The following is a 16,492-nucleotide window of genomic DNA, read 5'->3' on the forward strand; positions in this document are numbered from 1 at the left end:
CTCCGGTCCTCTTATTTTAGTGGGCTTTAACGTTTTGATCCGCTCACTGCTTTAGGACAGCTCCTCAAAACAAGCCCCCAAAAATAAGTGAACCTCCCAGCGGGATGCGATCCCGCTTCCGATTCCCTTATTTTAGTGGGCCTTAACGTTTTGTTCCGCTCACTATATACTTCACAAATCTTCTTCCCGCCTGGGTCAATTCTCCCTGCGGATACACCAACTGCAATTTATTATAAATTGGCGTTTCGAACGAACGACTCACAAATTGCGCCGTCATAAACGGTTCCGCCGATTTTTCAAACAAGAATGTTACTCGTTCCGACTTTTCAATAATTCCCAATAGGGTTTCAATATGAGTCGTCGTGAACCGAATGTTAGGTGTAAAACCCGCCTGCTGATAGAGTTTACCAACCTGTTCATAAATGCCAGAGCCCGGATTCAGCGACACCACATCAACATCGTGCAAGTCACTCATCGAAATCCTTTTTTGTTTGGCCAGGGGATGCGTAACTGGGAGAATCACTTTGAGTTCATCCTTGTCGATATCGATAAATTGAAATTGCGATTTATTCAATAATTGGGACTGCATATTCCGGAGAACTCCAAGGTCTAACTGTTTTGTTTGCAGCATATCCAAAAGTTCATCGCCTTCAAGTTCTTCGAGGCGAATGTTAATTTGTGGATAATCAGCCATAAACCGGCTTGTTTTTTCCATTAGCCCATATTGTGACATCACGGGAACACTGCCAATGTGCAGCGTTCCTTTTTTTAGTTCGCGATATTCCGCCAGTTCATTAGTGAGCAATTGATATTGTGTCAAAATGGTTTCCGCATATCGAAAAAAGGTTTCGCCACTTTCAGTAATGACCAGGTGGCGTTTATTTTTGGTTGAAATTAGTTTGGCAGACAGTTCATTTTCCATGGCCTGAATGCGTTTAGATAGCGCAGATTGGGTCATCATGAGTTCTACCGCCGCATCTGATACATTCCGGGTTTGATATAAAACGACAAAGTCTTGCAAATCATCAATGGTCATAACAAAGCCTCATTTCTAATATTCCTGTTGGGAATAATGCTAGTCGAAACGCGATTTGTTCGCAAGGATTTGCACTCATATAATGAAATTACGGTGCGTGATCGGAAGATTTATGCATAATTATTTGAAAATTAGGAGGTCATTAATATGGCAAAAAAAGATGTTTATGATTTGCGTAAAGTTCTTGATGAGTTAAAAAAAGAACCTGGCCAATATCATGAAACGGATGTTGAAGTTGATCCCGATGCTGAATTATCAGGTGTTTATCGTTACATTGGTGCAGGTGGGACTGTACAACGTCCAACCCAAGAAGGTCCAGCGATGATGTTTAACAACGTCAAGGGTTTTCCGGATACACGGGTGTTAATGGGCTTAATGGCAAGTCGCAAACGGGTTGGAAAAATGTTTCATCATGACTATCATACTTTAGGTCAATTTTTGAACGACGCGGTTGAAAAACCGGTTGATCCAGTGATGGTTAAAGAAGAAGATGCGCCAGCTCATGACGTTGTGTATAAAGCAACCGATCCAGATTTTGATATTCGTAAATTAGTGGCTGCCCCAACAAACACACCTAAAGATGCTGGTCCATACATCACAGTTGGTGTTGTTTATGGTTCCAATCCTGACAAGACAATGAGCGACGTAACTATTCACCGAATGGTTTTAGAAGATAAGGATAAATTAGGAATTTACATCATGCCTGGTGGACGTCATATCGGCGCATTCGCTAAAGAATATGAAGAAATGAACAAACCAATGCCAATCACCATTAATATTGGTTTGGATCCTGCCATAACCATTGGGGCTACTTTTGAGCCACCGACAACGCCATTAGGCTACAACGAATTAGGTGTTGCAGGTGCCATTCGTCAAGAAGCTGTCCAATTAGTTGATGGATTGACGGTTGATGAAAAAGCTATTGCTCGTTCTGAATACACTTTGGAAGGCTACATTATGCCTAACGAACGGATTCAAGAAGATATCAATACACATACTGGCAAAGCAATGCCTGAATTTCCTGGATACGATGGTGATGCAAATCCTGCATTACAAGTTATCAAAGTTACTGCGGTAACGCATCGAAATGATCCTATTATGCAAAGTGTAATCGGACCTTCTGAGGAACATGTCAGCATGGCCGGAATCCCAACGGAAGCAAGTATCTTATCCTTAACGAACCGGGCAATCCCTGGCAAAGTTTTGAATGTGTACAATCCTCCCGCAGGTGGTGGTAAATTAATGACCATCATGCAAATTCGGAAGGAAAATGAGGCTGATGAGGGTATTCAACGTCAGGCTGCCTTACTCGCATTCTCATCATTTAAAGAATTAAAAACTGTTTTCTTAGTTGATGAAGATGTGGACATTTTTGATATGAATGATGTGGTTTGGACCATTAATACACGTTTCCAAGCTGATCAAGATATTGTGGTCTTGCCAGGAATGCGGAACCATCCATTGGATCCATCAGAACGTCCTGAATATGATCCAAAATCCATTCGGACACGAGGAATGTCATCGAAATTAATCATTGATGGCACGGTACCGTTTGATATGAAGGATCAATTTGAAAGAGCCCAATTTAAAGAAGTTAAAGATTGGAAGAAATATCTAGAATAATTGAATAGGAAAGGCGTGGACATGAAAAAAATTATCGTCGGAATCACTGGTGCGTCGGGCACTGTTTATGCGATTGATTTGTTGGAGAAGTTGCATCAAATGGATGATGTAGAAGTTCATTTGGTAATGAGTCAGTGGGCTAAAAAGAATCTGGAGTTAGAAACGGACTATTCTTTGAAGCAAATTAACGCATTAGCTGATGAGACCTATAACATTAATGATCAAGGGGCAACAATTTCAAGTGGCTCATTTTTAAATGATGGCATGGTGATTGTGCCGGCTAGTATGAAAACGGTGGCGACGATTGCGTATGGAATCGGCGATAATTTGATTACGCGCGCGGCGGATGTCACGATTAAGGAGCAACGAAAGCTAGTTATTGTGCCAAGAGAAACGCCATTGAGTGTGATTCATTTGGAAAATTTGACGAAGCTAGCAAAAATTGGGGCGCAAATTATCCCCCCGATGCCAGAGTTTTATAATCATCCCAAGACAATTGAAGATATCGTGAAGCATCAGACGATGAAGGTGTTGGATGCGTTTGGGATTCCGAATGATGTGGATGAAAGATGGAAGGAATAGTGCGCGAGTGGAGGCGTTAAGCTAGTTAAATATAACCGTGCTGGATGCGGGATCGCAATCCCGCGGGAAGCGTGGTTATATTTAACTAGCTGCCTCCACGAGCGTTCCTAAAGCTCAGCGGAAAATAACAGGCGAAGGCGTGCTGGATGCGAGTTCTTGCGGCTGAATTGTGCCACAAGAATCGACAACGTACGGAATATAAAAGATTTTCGAACCGAAAATCATTCCAATTAGTGACGTAGTGTGGGATCGCAATCCCGCGGGAGTCATAGTTATATTTGACTCACTGCCTCCACGAGCGGTCCTAAAGCTCAGCGGAAAAAAGTATTTTAAAAAAATTTGCAAATTAAATTAACCTATTCAAGGACACGCAGTCAGCTGAAAAGTTCCTGACTGTAAGTGTCCTTGTGTTTTGAAATTATTTATAAATGAATAAAAATGAGTCAAGGAGATGAGTTACAAGCATGGATGAAGAAAAGATTTCACTTAAAACAAAACTAGCGATCGTATCGGCCGGGATGATTTCCTTTATGTGAATTTTAGTTGAAGCTTCGCTTAACGTGACCATGAATACTTTAAGTAACCAATTTAGCGTGAGTGTGGGGACGGTCCAATGGATTACAACTGCCTATCTGCTGTTAGTTACCATTATGATGGCAGCAATGGCGTTTATTATGCGTCGTTTCAAGTTTCGATCGATTTTTATTTTCTCAGCCGCAGCCTTTATTGTGGGATCAATCGTGTGTGCGATTGCAGATACTTTTTGGATTTTACTAATTGGTCGGATGATTCAAGCGATTGCGACAGGATTAGCCACACCATTAATGTTTCAAATTATTAACGTTAAGATTCCTAGTCAGCACGTCGGCACCTATAATGGCGTTGCAAGTATGTTAACTTCTTTATCACCAGCTTTAGGACCGACGTATGGTGGGATCTTGAACACACTGATGAATTGGCGTTGGATTTTCTGGGTGGTTTTACCTCTAAGTGTGATTGTGCTGGTTATGGGAATGATAAATATCGACATTCCGGTCCAACATAAACCAGGTGAAAAATTGTCCTTTGATAGCATTGGCATGGTTTGGCTAAGTTTGGTGCTAATCGGGTTTGTCTGGACCTTTAATGAAGCCGGATTAGCCGGTTGGACATCTGCAGCCTTCTGGATTTCATTAGTGGTTTCAGTTCTACTTTTGGCAAGTTACGCATGGTATAACTCCAAGAGTGCAAAAGAAGTTATTGATTTTAGTTTACTTAAAAAGAAATCAGTTTTTCTCCATTTAATAAATTACTTTGTGTTAGCCTTTGTTAATATTGGTATTTCATGGTTATTGCCGATGGTTGCAGAAGTTAACTTGCATCAAACGTCCATGGTAGCTGGATTATTAGTGCTACCAGGAGCATTGATTGGGGCAATTATTTCACCAAGTACCGGGGCGATTATGGATAAAAAGGGTGCTTTTCTACCATTAATGATTGGTAACATCTGTCTCTTAGCATCCGCTGTCTTGTTCTTCTTCTTGAATAATGTCATGACTTCCATGATCTTATTAGCGTTGTTTGTCGTCCTTAGAATTGGGGTTGCCTTCAGTTTTGGAAACGTAATGGGAGCTGCTAGTCAGCAAGTTATTCCGGAAAAACGGGGCGATATTAACTCATTGTTTAATATGATGCAGCAATATGCTGGTGCGATGGGAACTGTGATTTTGGCTTCCGTCATTAGTGCATTAGAGCTACATGGTGGCTCCACTTTTTCACAAGTTCGGCAAGGTTCAAAGATTGATTACATTATTTTGAGTGTTTTAGCAATCGTGGCTTTAATTACCGTGATTATTAACAAAAGTACTCGGCGTCATGCAACACAAACTAAAGAATAATATCCATAAAGCACACGATCTTTTTAGATCGTGTGCTTTTTATTAGATATGATATTGGAATAAGCCTATAATTATTAAATTAAGGTGTACCTAAATTTAAATCAAACTTATATTTACTTTTTTTTGATTAATAGCCATCTTTTTGTAGAATTTTTAAATAGTAAGTGTTACTATCAATAAGGCGACAGAGTTTAAGAAAGCTTAAAGGAGGTTTGCTATGCAAGTCGATAAGTTAAAAGAACCATTTGCATTTCAGAGAATATTGTTGACGGTGGATGCTGATGATCCCAATTCTTCCACAAGGGCTTTCCGATATGCGGCAACAATGGCTCATGATTATCAAGTCGAGTTATGTATTGTGTCAGTACTAGAAGATGATGATGTCAGCATTTTTGATGTCATGACCCCTGGTAAAGTTGACAAAAAAGAAGATGAAGTTCGTCAGGCCGTTTCAGATTATATGGAAATTGCTGAAGAACTTGGAGTTGAACATCTTACTGGGTTGACAGTTGGCGCAAGCGATGTCGATGATGTCATCTTAGAAAAAGTAATTCCTAGATTTAAACCAGATCTAATTGTGTGTGGATCAGATACAGAAGATTCAAAACATAAAGTTCCAGGAGCAGTAGGATTAAGAATTGCAAAACGGGCACAGGTTTCCGTAATCGTAGTTCGATAATTCAGAGATTGAATTTTGAGAATGATAGAAAAGAGGAAATAGCATGGCAAAGAATAATGACCAAGACAAGATTAAGGAAGTGCCCTCAGCAACAAAAGAAAAGCATCACATTATTTCATCAACAGGTGGCGCAAATAAATCTCTAGATGAAATTAATGGTAGTGTGTCAGTTCCTCAAAACGCAGGAATTTTAAGAACATTTTTAGCTTACCTCGGACCAGGCGTACTAGTTTCCGTAGGGTATATGGATCCTGGTAATTGGATTACTTCAATTTCTGGTGGAGCTCAGTTTAAGTATCGATTACTCAGTGTTATTTTAATTTCGAGTTTAATTGCGATGTTATTACAAGCAATGGCCGCTCGATTAGGAATTGTAACTGGTCGTGATTTGGCGCAACTTACGCGTGAAAAGACTTCCAAATTTGGTGGTATCGTGTTATTTATTATTACCGAACTAGCCATTATGGCCACCGATGTTGCGGAAATTATTGGATCAGCGATTGCGTTGGAATTACTCTTTGGATTCCCACTGATTGTCGGTATTATCATTACAACGTTTGATGTTTTACTGTTAATGTTGTTAATGAAACTAGGATTTCGAAAAATTGAAGCAATTGTGGCAACCTTGGTAGCCGTCATTTTAATTGTTTTCTTGTATGAAGTTATTTTGGCACAACCAAACATGCCAGAAGTATTAAAGGGTTTTGCTCCCGGTAGAGATTTGATTCAAAATAAATCAATGTTATACATCGGATTAGGAATTGTTGGTGCCACGGTTATGCCTCATAACTTGTACCTTGGCTCATCAATTTCTCAAACGCGAGACTTTGATCGTGATGATTCTAAGAGTCTCAAGAGCGCCATTCGATACACAGTAGCTGATTCTAATATGCAGCTGACTGTCGCATTTGTTGTCAACTGTTTACTTTTGATTTTAGGTGCTGCATTATTCTTTGGAACTAATTCAGATTTGGGTCGTTTCGTTGATTTATACAACGCTTTGGGTGATTCAAAGATTGTTGGTGCAATTGCGAGCCCAGTTCTAAGTACATTGTTTGCCGTGGCTCTGTTATCATCAGGTCAAAGTTCAACAATTACCGGAACACTTTCTGGACAAATTATCATGGAAGGGTTCATTCGTTTAAGAATGCCAATGTGGGCACAACGTTTACTTACCCGACTTGTTTCTGTTTTGCCAGTTTTAGCATTTGCCATTTATTATCACGGTAATGAAGCCAAAATTGAAAACTTACTGACATTTTCACAGGTATTCTTGAGTGTCGCGTTACCATTTGCCATGATTCCACTGATTATCTTTACCAGTAGTAAGAAAATCATGGGTGAGTTTGCAAACCGTCCTTGGGTTAAGGTTTGTGCTTGGGTTGCCGCAGTCGTGCTGGTTATACTGAACATTTGGTTAATTATGACCACAGTTTCTGCGCTTTAAAACAAAAAATTTACAAAATCTGGGTTCTTTCACAAGATGGTGAAGGAATGCAGATTATTTATTTAGCATTAATGAGAGCGTTTTCTTTTACTTCAGACCCATTCATGAGATACTATCGCAGTAAGAACACAAAAATGATGATTTCTTGGAAAGAGGGATAACAATGAGTAAAACAATTAATACTAGTGTTGCGATGATGAAGGTTTTGGAAGACTGGGATGTTGAGCAGGTATATGGGATTCCTGGTGGCTCAATTAACAGTACAATGGAGGCCTTGCGACTAGAACAAGACAAGATTGATTACATTCAAGTGCGCCATGAAGAAATTGGGGCTTTTGCTGCAACGGCACATGCAAAATTGACTGGTAAACTTGGGGTTTGTTTTGGGTCAGCTGGCCCTGGGGCAACGCATTTATTTAATGGTTTGTATGATGCTCAAATGGATCACGTTCCCGTATTGGCAATTATTGGTCAGTTGGGAACATCTGATATGAATTGGGACTCTTTCCAAGAATTGAATGAGAATCCCATGTTTGCGGATGTTTCAGTATACAACCGGACCGTTATGACCGCTGCCAGTTTACCTCATGTAATTGATGAGGCAATCCGCCGTGCCTACAAGGAAAATGGGGTAGCCGTGGTAACCATTCCAAATGATCTCGGTACAAAGGAGATTCCAGATGATTTTTGGTCATCAGGTCATAGTTACGTTAAACCTTTGTTGCCAGAACCGGATGACGAAAAATTAAAAGAAGCTTTAAAGCTGATTAGTGAGGCCAATCGGCCAGTTATTTTTGCTGGAATTGGCGTTAAGGGTGCGACACCAGAACTTGTGGCGTTAGCGAAACATCTTAAATTACCAGTTGTGATGTCGGCGATTTCTAAGGGAATTATTCCCGATAGTTTTGAAGGTAATATGGGTTCGGCCTATCGGGTTTCGACGAAGCCAGGTAATGAAACGTTGGAACAAGCCGACTTAATTATGATGATTGGCGCAGATTTCCCATTTGCTCGTACTAAAGGGATGTTTAATCAAGATGCCAAGTTTATTCAAATCGATATTGATTCTTCTAAAATTGGCAAGCGGCATAACGTTGATGTGCCAATTCTAAGCGACTCCAAGAAAGCCATGAAGCAATTAGTCACACTTAGTGATGAAGTGGCTCACCGACGTTTTTACGATGCTTGTGTGGCCAATATGAAGAATTGGCGCGCTTATCTGCAGCAATTAGCTGATAAAACTTCTGATCCTTTAGAAGTAGGCGCAGTTTTCAAGCAGATTAACCGCATCGCTACTGGAAATGACGTGTTTGCCATTGATGTGGGTGATGTCACGATGAACAGTGTCCGATTTTTAAATATGAATGAAAAACAAAAATTCACCACCTCGGCGTTATTTGCCACCATGGGATATGGAATTGGCGCGGCTATTGCGGGTAAACTTACGTACCCAGATCGGCAAGTCTTTAATTTAGCTGGCGATGGTGCATTTGCGATGGTGATGCAGGATTTGTTGACCCAGGTTAAAGAAAAACTGCATATTATCAATGTTGTTTTCTCAAATGAGAGTTTTGATTTTATCAAAGATGAGCAAGAAGACGAAAAGCAGAAATACTTTGGCGTGGATTTACAAGGAGCTGATTTCGCGATGATTGCCCAAGGAATGGGGGCATTGGGGATTACTGTCCATTCTTATAAAGAGCTTGTCGAGGCCTTTGATACCGCAACTCAAGTAGAAGGACCCGTTGTGATTGATGTAAAAATTCATAATAATCGACCACTACCCGCAGAAAAATTGCAGTTAGATCCAGCTACTAATTCGTCTGAAGAAATTGCAGCATTTAAGCAACGCTATGAAGCCGAAAGTTTACAACCATTTAGTGTTTATCTGAATGAATTTGAAGTGGAATAAGATTGCACAGAAGTGAACTGTTAACCCACTTTGAATTTTGGGTTAACAGTTTTTTAGTGAAGTTATTGTAGCCTAAAAAATCTTGGAGGGAATATGATGAAAATAATCGTGATTGGCGCGACCCATGCAGGTACCTTTGCGGCCAAACAAATTTTAACAGAGCATCCTGATTACCAAGTCACAGTGTACGAACGAAATGATAACCTGTCCTTTTTATCTTGTGGAATTGCGTTGTGGGTGGGCGATCATGTTTCAGATCCTAACAAAATGTTTTATTCCTCACCAGAAGAATTGACCAAGTTAGGGGCCACAATGAAAATGCGGCATGATGTCCTTAATGTGGATCCTGAGGAAAAAATTGTTCAGGTGAAGAACTTAGTTTCTGGTGAGTTAAGTCAAGATCACTATGATAAGTTAGTGATGACGACTGGGTCAGCGCCGGTTATTCCTCCGATTAAAGGCGTAGAAAATTCGAAAGTTAAACTTTGTAAGGACTGGAATGATGCGAAAATTCTCCGTGAAGCCACGCCAAATGCAAAATCAGCTGTGATTATTGGTGCGGGTTATATTGGCGCCGAACTTGCCGAACAGTTGGCAGTCACGGGTAAAAAGGTTACGTTAATTGATGGGTTGCCAAACGTGTTGGCCAAAAATTTTGATTCTGAAATTAGTGATTGCGTTGAAAAGGATTATGAACAGCACGGTGTCAAACTTGCCATGAACGAGATGGTCGAGTCTTTTACTGGTAACGAACAGATTACTGTTACAACCAGTAAGAACAGCTATACCGCAGATCTTGCCGTTTTGTGTGCGGGCTTTCGTCCAGCAACAGATTTGTTGAAAAATAAAGTCGATATGCTCAAAAATGGGGCCATCATCACGGATGAATATATGAGTTCATCTGATCCTAATATTTTTGCTGCTGGTGATGCGGCCGTGGTTCATTATAATCCGACTGGTAAAGTTGATTATATTCCTTTGGCGACGAACGCGATTCGACAGGGAATTTTAATCGGGCATAACATTGAAGAGCCAACGATGAAATATATGGGGACTCAAGCATCATCAGCTGTAGCGTTATTTGGCAAAACACTCGCTTCTTCGGGGTTAACAGAAAGTGGGGCTAAGGCGCGTGGCCTTAAGGTGGAAACAGTTACGCTCGAAGAGAATTATCGTCCTGAATTTATGTTGAGTACGACGCCCATTTTAATGCGATTAGTCTGGAATCCAGAAAGTCGAGTTGTTTTGGGTGGGGCGTTTTACAGCACATATGATTGTGCACAGTCGGCCAATGTAATTTCACTTGCCATTCAGAAAAAAATGACTGTTGATGAACTCTCGATGGTGGATATGTTTTTCCAACCGAATTTTGATAATCCTCTAAATTATGTAAATGAATTGGCAATGGCAGCAGTGAATAAAAGTGCCAAAAAGGGTGAATAGTGTTAACTTGAAGTTGGTAAAATAAGGCTAGGTTCGCTGTTTTAAGAATCTCTTAAATAAAACTTGCTGTCCTTACCACGTTTTTTAGGAGTTGTATGATGATTATATAAGATGTAAGTTTTAGGGGAGCAAATCGCGATTAGCATGAAGCGTTAAGAAATAGGATCCTTTTTGGTATAAGAGGGTACTGATAAATAATCATGATTTATGAAAGAGGAAAAGCGATGGCAGATGTATTGATTGTAATAGATATGCAGAATGCATTAAATAAAATGGCCAACTTTAATGACGTAGTTGCCGGTATTAACGAACGAATTGCGCTTTATCGACAGGAAAAAAAGGCGATCTTTTTTGTGCAAACAACTGATAATGAAATTCCAAGTGATACAGAAGAGTTTCAGTTAGCTCCAAATTTGGATTTTGACAAGCAAAAAGATGAATTTATTGTAAAAACGACCCCGGATTCTTTTTACCACACTAATTTAGAAGCCTATTTGAAAACCTATAATACAGAAAGCTTAGAAATTTGTGGGGGACAGGCGGAGTATTGTGTTGACACCACCATTCGAGTAGCACGTCACTTGGATTATCAAGTAGAAGTTAGACGCGATTTGGTTACAACGTTTGATTCTGATCTTTTAGACGCAGCGACAATTGTGAAACATCATGAAAGTATTTGGGATGGCTCTTTTGCAAAGTTAATTTAGGCCAAAATAAAGAAACCCAGACAATTAAATTGTCTGGGTTTTTTATTTTTTAAACCAATAACCTGTATTGATCGTGTTAATCATTTTAACGAGTTGGTTTGTTTCCGTAATATCATGGACGCGCAAAACGTTGCCGCCATGCAAATACATATAAGTTTCCGCAATGAGAGTGACCGATAATCGGTCCTCTTTTTTTAGATTAAATAGTTTAGCACCAAAACCCTTGCGAGAAATGGCAATCATCGTTGGTCGATTAAATTGATTAAACTGATCAATGTTGCGCATCATGGCGTAGTCTTGATAACCATCGGCAACCTTTGCGTAGCCAATACCGGGATCCAAAGCGATTCGTTCTTGAGCAATTCCCGCATTAACTAATTGGGATAGATTTTGTTTGAAAAAGTTTTGCATTTCTTTTGTTAGATTATCATATTCGGTGTCGCGACTGCTGTGCATGGTCAAAAGTCCAATTTTGGTTGGTGCCAGCAATGCTAGTTTTCGGGGATCATCTGTAAAGGCGCGAACATCGTTAATAATGTCAACGTGGCTATTTTTCACCAAAGCCTGCATGACTACATATTTATATGTATCCACCGCTAAAGAAACTTCGGGGTAGTTTTGGTGAATCCAATCGATATAAGGCAAAATTCGGTTAAGCTCTTCTTGAGCAGAGATTTCCGTAAAACCAGGGCGGGTGGTCTGGCCGCCAAGCTCAATGACGTCCACACCAGCCGTTACCATCTCGGCAATGTGATCCTTGATGGCTTGCGGTTCGACATAAGCACCACCATCATAAAAGGAATCCGGGGTAATGTTTAAGATCCCATAAATTAATGGTGATTGAGTTAGATCACGATGAACACTGCCATAATGCCAATAAATCGCATGTTGCTGATAGATCTGCTCAAGTTGGCGACTAGCCTCATCTGCTGAAAATTGTTGCTTAAATTTCGTGATGAAAAATTGTAGGGCCGCCAGTGGTAATACCGTTTGTAAACTATTTTCTGTAGTTTGAGCAGGGGTGTCAAAGGCTGCCAATAGTTGTTGAATCGTGGCTAAATCAGGTTGATTTAAGCCTTCGAATTGTAAGGCCACTTTCCGTTGTGTGACCAACATGTTATGGACAATTTGATCTGCAAATGTCTCGGAACGACCAAACTCAGCGGTCATATCAATAATTTTCATAGTCATTATTTGCCACCTTTTCGAGAAGATTTTTCACTGCTTTGGTGCGGTGTAGATAAGGAAACTTTTCTGAATCCGTTAATTCGGCGAGCGCTCGAGATTCACCGTCAGGAATTAAAATTTTATCAAATCCGTAACCGTTTTGCCCCCGCTCCTCTTGACTAAAAGTCCCCTTAAACACGCCGAAGCCATGATAGCTGTGTTGCGGAGTTTGTAGAATCAAATCGGTGCGTAATTGAACGTTACGATTTTTTCCCGCTATCAGTTGAATTAAATAGTGGTTCTTATCAGCGTCCGTGGGGTAGGCTGTTAGCTGGCGAGAAGTTTGAACGCCAAATCTATTAGGAAAGGCGGACAAAATCATCCCCGAATCGTCACCTAGAATAAATTCTTGAGGTAACTTTTGAGAAATAAATTGGGCTTTTGTTCGCGCATTAACCACGTAATCCGTTGTTCCTTCGCTAGGAAATGACACACGTGGAATCAAGTCCTGATAGAATTTAGCTGCCACTTGAAACTGTTGTAAGCAAGCAATTAGTTCTGCTGTTTTATCAAGATTATTGGATGCAATAATCACTGGTTGGTTAAACATTTTGGTCACCTTCAAACTGTTTAATGAAATAAAACGATCCGGTAATCACAATCACATCGTCAGTAGCGGCGTGTTTCAGGGCTGTACTTAAGCTAGCATGTGCGTCAGGTTCATTAAAAAGCTGTTCTTTTGGAAAACTAAAGTGAGTTTGAATGGTTTTACTTAATTGGTCCTTATCAAGAGCACGCTGGTGTTGACTTGGGGTGTTTACATAAATTTCCTTAGCTAATGGTAAATAATTTTGTAGCATTTCAAGATAGTTTTTATCTGCCAAAAATCCCAATAAAAACGTAATTTTGTGGTTGGGAGCCAGTTTCTTTAAGGAAAGAACGAGTTGCTTTGCACCATCGGGGTTATGCGCGCCATCTAAAATGACGGTGGGATGGTGTTGAACCACTTGCATTCTGCCGGCAATTTTTAGTTGTGCCAATGCTTCGTGTATCAAGCGTTGATCCAGCTGAACGTTATTTTTTTGTAGCCAAGTTGTGGCACTCAAGACTGTGGCAAGGTTATCCAATTGAAAGCCGCCAATTAAGCCTAACTGAATGGTTTGATTGGGAATCAAGGGTCCGCTAATTTGGACGGTTGTACCCGTAAAATTATGCGCCAGTACTTTTAAGCGAATATTATTCACAAAATGAATGGGAACCTGTTGTTGGCCAGCCACATTACGTAAAACGGTTCGGGTGATTCGTTTTTGATGAGGGGCGACGATAACAGTAGAACCCGTTTTGATAATTCCTGATTTTTGAGTCGCTATTTTACGAATGGTATGGCCCAAAATGCGGGTGTGATCATAATCAATGTGGGTGATCAAAGCCAAAAGTGGGGCAGAAATCGCGTTGGTCGCATCATTTGTCCCACCTAAGCCAACTTCTAAAATCACAAAATCAACTTTAGCCTGTTGAAAAGCCACCAGGGCAATTAACGTAAACCACTCAAAGATGGAAAGTGAATTGGTTGCGAAATTGGCAGGTAATTGGTCGTTAATTAATTGATAAGCCTGAAGAAAGTCCGTATACCCAATCATTTGACCATCAATTTTTATTTGTTCGCGGTCATCTAACATGGCGGGACTAGAAAAATGGCCAATGTGATAACCATTCTTTTGCAGAACAGCCGCCAGCATGGCCCCGGTAGATCCTTTGCCGTTTGTCCCAGCAATGTGGATAATTTGGTAGGCGTGATCTGGGTGACCTAGTTTGGCTAAAATTTGCTGAAGAAGGGGAACCCGATCATCATCGGTTACCAACATTTGTTGATTCATTTTGGCGATTAACTTTTGGTAGTCTTGTTGATTAGTACTCATATTTAAGGCCTACTTTTGGCGAGTTTGTTGGAGAAATTCATTTTTCAGTTCGTGATCTTCTTTAAAAACGCCCGAGAATTTAGTGGTGTATGTGGACAAGCCTGATTTGTTGATGCCCCGCATTTCCATGCATAAATGGCGTGCAGAAATAGAGACTGCCACCCCTTTAGGTTTCAAAATTCGTTGCAGTTCATCATTAATCATTACGGTAATGTTTTCCTGGACACTAGGACGGCGCGCAACAAAGTTTACCAACCGAGGAATCTTACTTAAGCCGATAATCTTACCATCTTGGGGTACATAGGCAACATTAACAGTTCCAAAAAATGGGAGAAGATGGTGTTCACACATCGAGTAGAAAGGAATATCTTGAACCACGACCATATCAGCATTTTCATCCACATCGAAAATTTTGTAATCTGTAAAATGGGCGTTGCCTGTTTCTGAAAATATTTCTGAATAAGCAGTAGCTACACGGGCTGGGGTTTCCTGGATACTTGCTCGTTTGGGGTCATCACCAATGGCTTCAATGATATCAGTGACGGCATTTTCAATTTTAGTTTTATTTTTTTCATTCATGTTTAGTTACCTCATGTTAATTTAAAATTTCCACCCAGTTTTTATCTGAGGTGGTTTTTAGTTGTTGTTTGGTTTGGGCAATCAGTGTGTCGTCGTTTAGGACGTCTAATAAGGGGATGAGGACAAACCGCCGATTACTAATTTCTGGATGCGGGATGACAAGTTTTTTATCGTGATAGGTTTCGTGATTAAAATATAAAATATCCAAATCAATTGTGCGTGGTCCCCAATGAATAAGACGTTTCCGGCGCAAATCTTGCTCAATTTCATGGAAAACATCTAAAAGCGTGTAGGCATTCAAGGTTGTGGTGAGGCGAATGGCAATGTTTAAGAAATCATCTTGGACAACTCCGCCAACTGGTTGGGTTTGATATACAGGCGAAACTTTTTCCACGGTGATTTGCTCCTTTTGATTGAGGAGCTTAACTGCCTCGGACAAATTAGCCTGCCGATCACCCATGTTGGAACCGACACTTAAATAAACTTGGTTACTCATGATGACGGTCTCCAGAAACTTCGATTTCAATATTGTCGAAAATGCCGGCAATTGGGACGCTATATTTGCGGACTTTCAGTTTAACGGCTTGAATTGTGGGATAGTCTGCTAAGATTTTTTTCAACAGATGATTCGCGACACTTTCAATCAAATTATAGTTATTATTAAGCACAAAGTCTTCAATGGTTTGATAGACGTCGGCGTAACTGACTGTTTCTTTCAAGTCATCATGTTTAACTTTTTCCTCGATCGGATATGTGAGTTCGGCATCAATTTGCAAACGTTGACCCAGCTTTTTTTCTTCAGCAAACACGCCATTAAAAGTGTGAAAGCTCATATTATTAATTCGGATTTTACCCATCTGTCAATTCCCCCAAATTAGTCTGAAATTTTATTCTCCTTAATAGTATCATTTTTGGCTGCTAACGTCTTTTTTGAAAGATTTCTCTTTAAATAGTTATTCCCCTTTATTTAAATTTATTTTTAAATTATAATGATTAAATAAAGGTTAAATAACTAATCTTTTTCTAATCATTAGGATGACGCGTTTTAACGCGAAAGGAGGATCACGATGAAAACTGAACATTACTTTTTGGGGATTGTTGGGCAAACATTCTTTTTTGCTATTTTATTGATTTTTTTAATCTTGATAAGGAAAGTCATATTAAAATTACATTGAATTTCTTGAATGTGTGGTTGGTGCTGTCTTGGTTGTGTCAATTTTATCTTTGTCGAAAAAAATTGTGGTCGTTAAAAAATATCTCGTTTTTGCAGAAAGGAGCTAAAACTGCGCAAAACGAGCATTTAAAAAAACATAAAAATGATAAGTGGGGAGATAGTAGTTATGCAAATCAGAGGAACAGTATGACGGTTCAAAGATATGCATTGCAGGACAGTAATTTTGATTTTATGGTTAATATCTTTATTCGCATTGGGTACATATTAGTTGGTCCTGTAATTCTTTTGATTTATTTAATTCAAAACATTGTAGTAGAAATTAAACACTAGAATTTATAATCTGACAT

The 16,492-nt window shown here is 39.8% G+C and carries 16 protein-coding genes; 9 read left to right on the plus strand and 7 right to left on the minus strand.

Annotation, left to right across the window (positions count from 1 at the left end; genetic code table 11):
- Positions 1-142: 142 nt before the first annotated feature.
- Complete coding sequence (locus ACLHK8_RS07890) at positions 143-1,036, minus strand: LysR family transcriptional regulator (protein WP_063698564.1); 894 nt, start codon at positions 1,034-1,036, stop codon at positions 143-145.
- A gap of 147 nt (positions 1,037-1,183) precedes the next feature.
- Here ACLHK8_RS07890 and ACLHK8_RS07895 point away from each other — a divergent pair, with 147 nt between their 5' ends.
- From ACLHK8_RS07895 to ACLHK8_RS07930, 8 genes are all read left to right on the plus strand, one after another.
- Positions 1,184-2,659: a UbiD family decarboxylase gene (locus ACLHK8_RS07895; RefSeq protein ID WP_057772638.1), complete on the plus strand. Its 1,476-nt coding sequence runs from the start codon at positions 1,184-1,186 to the stop codon at positions 2,657-2,659.
- Positions 2,660-2,680: 21 nt separating this feature from the next.
- Positions 2,681-3,241, plus strand: a complete 561-nt coding sequence (locus ACLHK8_RS07900; protein WP_057772639.1) for a UbiX family flavin prenyltransferase — start codon at positions 2,681-2,683, stop codon at positions 3,239-3,241.
- 536 nt (positions 3,242-3,777) lie between these two features.
- A complete protein-coding gene (locus ACLHK8_RS07905; protein ID WP_323709144.1) occupies positions 3,778-5,118 on the plus strand; it encodes an MFS transporter in 1,341 nt (446 codons plus the stop codon).
- A gap of 217 nt (positions 5,119-5,335) precedes the next feature.
- The gene (locus tag ACLHK8_RS07910) at positions 5,336-5,797 is read left to right on the plus strand and encodes a universal stress protein (RefSeq protein WP_057772644.1); all 462 of its coding nucleotides are present in this window, start codon (positions 5,336-5,338) and stop codon (positions 5,795-5,797) included.
- Positions 5,798-5,840: 43 nt separating this feature from the next.
- Positions 5,841-7,244, plus strand: a complete 1,404-nt coding sequence (locus ACLHK8_RS07915) for an Nramp family divalent metal transporter (protein WP_323707536.1) — start codon at positions 5,841-5,843, stop codon at positions 7,242-7,244.
- A 163-nt stretch (positions 7,245-7,407) separates the two neighbouring features.
- Positions 7,408-9,156 (plus strand): pyruvate oxidase, encoded by a 1,749-nt coding sequence (gene spxB / locus ACLHK8_RS07920; RefSeq protein WP_434520283.1) that lies wholly within the window; start codon positions 7,408-7,410, stop codon positions 9,154-9,156.
- Positions 9,157-9,252: 96 nt separating this feature from the next.
- On the plus strand, positions 9,253-10,599 hold the full coding sequence (locus ACLHK8_RS07925; RefSeq protein ID WP_063698557.1) for an FAD-dependent oxidoreductase: 1,347 nt from the start codon (positions 9,253-9,255) through the stop codon (positions 10,597-10,599).
- 224 nt (positions 10,600-10,823) lie between these two features.
- Positions 10,824-11,306: an isochorismatase family protein gene (locus tag ACLHK8_RS07930; RefSeq protein ID WP_057772651.1), complete on the plus strand. Its 483-nt coding sequence runs from the start codon at positions 10,824-10,826 to the stop codon at positions 11,304-11,306.
- A gap of 42 nt (positions 11,307-11,348) precedes the next feature.
- Here the strand turns inward: ACLHK8_RS07930 and folP are convergent, their stop codons facing one another.
- The 6 genes from folP to folB are packed head-to-tail and all read right to left on the minus strand — an operon-like array spanning position 11,349 to position 15,828.
- Positions 11,349-12,491, minus strand: coding sequence for a dihydropteroate synthase (gene folP, locus ACLHK8_RS07935; RefSeq protein ID WP_057772741.1), 1,143 nt, complete (start codon positions 12,489-12,491; stop codon positions 11,349-11,351).
- Positions 12,478-13,083, minus strand: coding sequence for a non-canonical purine NTP pyrophosphatase (locus ACLHK8_RS07940; protein ID WP_434520284.1), 606 nt, complete (start codon positions 13,081-13,083; stop codon positions 12,478-12,480). The genes folP and ACLHK8_RS07940 overlap by 14 nt, the downstream gene beginning before the upstream one ends.
- Positions 13,076-14,392, minus strand: coding sequence for a bifunctional folylpolyglutamate synthase/dihydrofolate synthase (locus ACLHK8_RS07945; protein ID WP_434520285.1), 1,317 nt, complete (start codon positions 14,390-14,392; stop codon positions 13,076-13,078). Before ACLHK8_RS07945 ends, ACLHK8_RS07940 begins: the two co-directional genes overlap by 8 nt.
- A gap of 9 nt (positions 14,393-14,401) precedes the next feature.
- Entirely contained in the window at positions 14,402-14,971 is a 570-nt protein-coding gene (folE, locus tag ACLHK8_RS07950; RefSeq protein WP_057772657.1) for a GTP cyclohydrolase I FolE, read from the minus strand.
- Positions 14,972-14,987: 16 nt separating this feature from the next.
- Positions 14,988-15,467, minus strand: coding sequence for a 2-amino-4-hydroxy-6-hydroxymethyldihydropteridine diphosphokinase (gene folK, locus ACLHK8_RS07955; protein WP_057772659.1), 480 nt, complete (start codon positions 15,465-15,467; stop codon positions 14,988-14,990).
- Positions 15,460-15,828, minus strand: a complete 369-nt coding sequence (gene folB, locus ACLHK8_RS07960) for a dihydroneopterin aldolase (RefSeq protein ID WP_082623238.1) — start codon at positions 15,826-15,828, stop codon at positions 15,460-15,462. Before folB ends, folK begins: the two co-directional genes overlap by 8 nt.
- A gap of 503 nt (positions 15,829-16,331) precedes the next feature.
- Between folB and ACLHK8_RS07965 the strand changes: the two genes are divergently transcribed.
- Complete coding sequence (locus ACLHK8_RS07965; RefSeq protein WP_156406506.1) at positions 16,332-16,475, plus strand: hypothetical protein; 144 nt, start codon at positions 16,332-16,334, stop codon at positions 16,473-16,475.
- Positions 16,476-16,492 lie beyond the last annotated feature (17 nt).

This window comes from Pediococcus sp. M21F004 (genome assembly GCF_051122535.1).
GTDB classification, from domain to species: domain Bacteria; phylum Bacillota; class Bacilli; order Lactobacillales; family Lactobacillaceae; genus Pediococcus; species Pediococcus inopinatus.

Excerpts from the sequence above, each read along its gene's own strand:
- ACLHK8_RS07890 (WP_063698564.1), bottom strand. The coding sequence starts at position 1,036 with ATGACCATTGATGATTTGCAAGACTTTGTCGTTTTATATCAAACCCGG.
- ACLHK8_RS07895 (WP_057772638.1), top strand. The coding sequence starts at position 1,184 with ATGGCAAAAAAAGATGTTTATGATTTGCGTAAAGTTCTTGATGAGTTA.
- ACLHK8_RS07900 (WP_057772639.1), top strand. The coding sequence starts at position 2,681 with ATGAAAAAAATTATCGTCGGAATCACTGGTGCGTCGGGCACTGTTTAT.
- ACLHK8_RS07910 (WP_057772644.1), top strand. The coding sequence starts at position 5,336 with ATGCAAGTCGATAAGTTAAAAGAACCATTTGCATTTCAGAGAATATTG.
- ACLHK8_RS07915 (WP_323707536.1), top strand. The coding sequence starts at position 5,841 with ATGGCAAAGAATAATGACCAAGACAAGATTAAGGAAGTGCCCTCAGCA.
- spxB (WP_434520283.1), top strand. The coding sequence starts at position 7,408 with ATGAGTAAAACAATTAATACTAGTGTTGCGATGATGAAGGTTTTGGAA.
- ACLHK8_RS07925 (WP_063698557.1), top strand. The coding sequence starts at position 9,253 with ATGAAAATAATCGTGATTGGCGCGACCCATGCAGGTACCTTTGCGGCC.
- ACLHK8_RS07930 (WP_057772651.1), top strand. The coding sequence starts at position 10,824 with ATGGCAGATGTATTGATTGTAATAGATATGCAGAATGCATTAAATAAA.
- folP (WP_057772741.1), bottom strand. The coding sequence starts at position 12,491 with ATGAAAATTATTGATATGACCGCTGAGTTTGGTCGTTCCGAGACATTT.
- ACLHK8_RS07940 (WP_434520284.1), bottom strand. The coding sequence starts at position 13,083 with ATGTTTAACCAACCAGTGATTATTGCATCCAATAATCTTGATAAAACA.
- ACLHK8_RS07945 (WP_434520285.1), bottom strand. The coding sequence starts at position 14,392 with ATGAGTACTAATCAACAAGACTACCAAAAGTTAATCGCCAAAATGAAT.
- folE (WP_057772657.1), bottom strand. The coding sequence starts at position 14,971 with ATGAATGAAAAAAATAAAACTAAAATTGAAAATGCCGTCACTGATATC.
- folK (WP_057772659.1), bottom strand. The coding sequence starts at position 15,467 with ATGAGTAACCAAGTTTATTTAAGTGTCGGTTCCAACATGGGTGATCGG.
- folB (WP_082623238.1), bottom strand. The coding sequence starts at position 15,828 with ATGGGTAAAATCCGAATTAATAATATGAGCTTTCACACTTTTAATGGC.
- ACLHK8_RS07965 (WP_156406506.1), top strand. The coding sequence starts at position 16,332 with ATGACGGTTCAAAGATATGCATTGCAGGACAGTAATTTTGATTTTATG.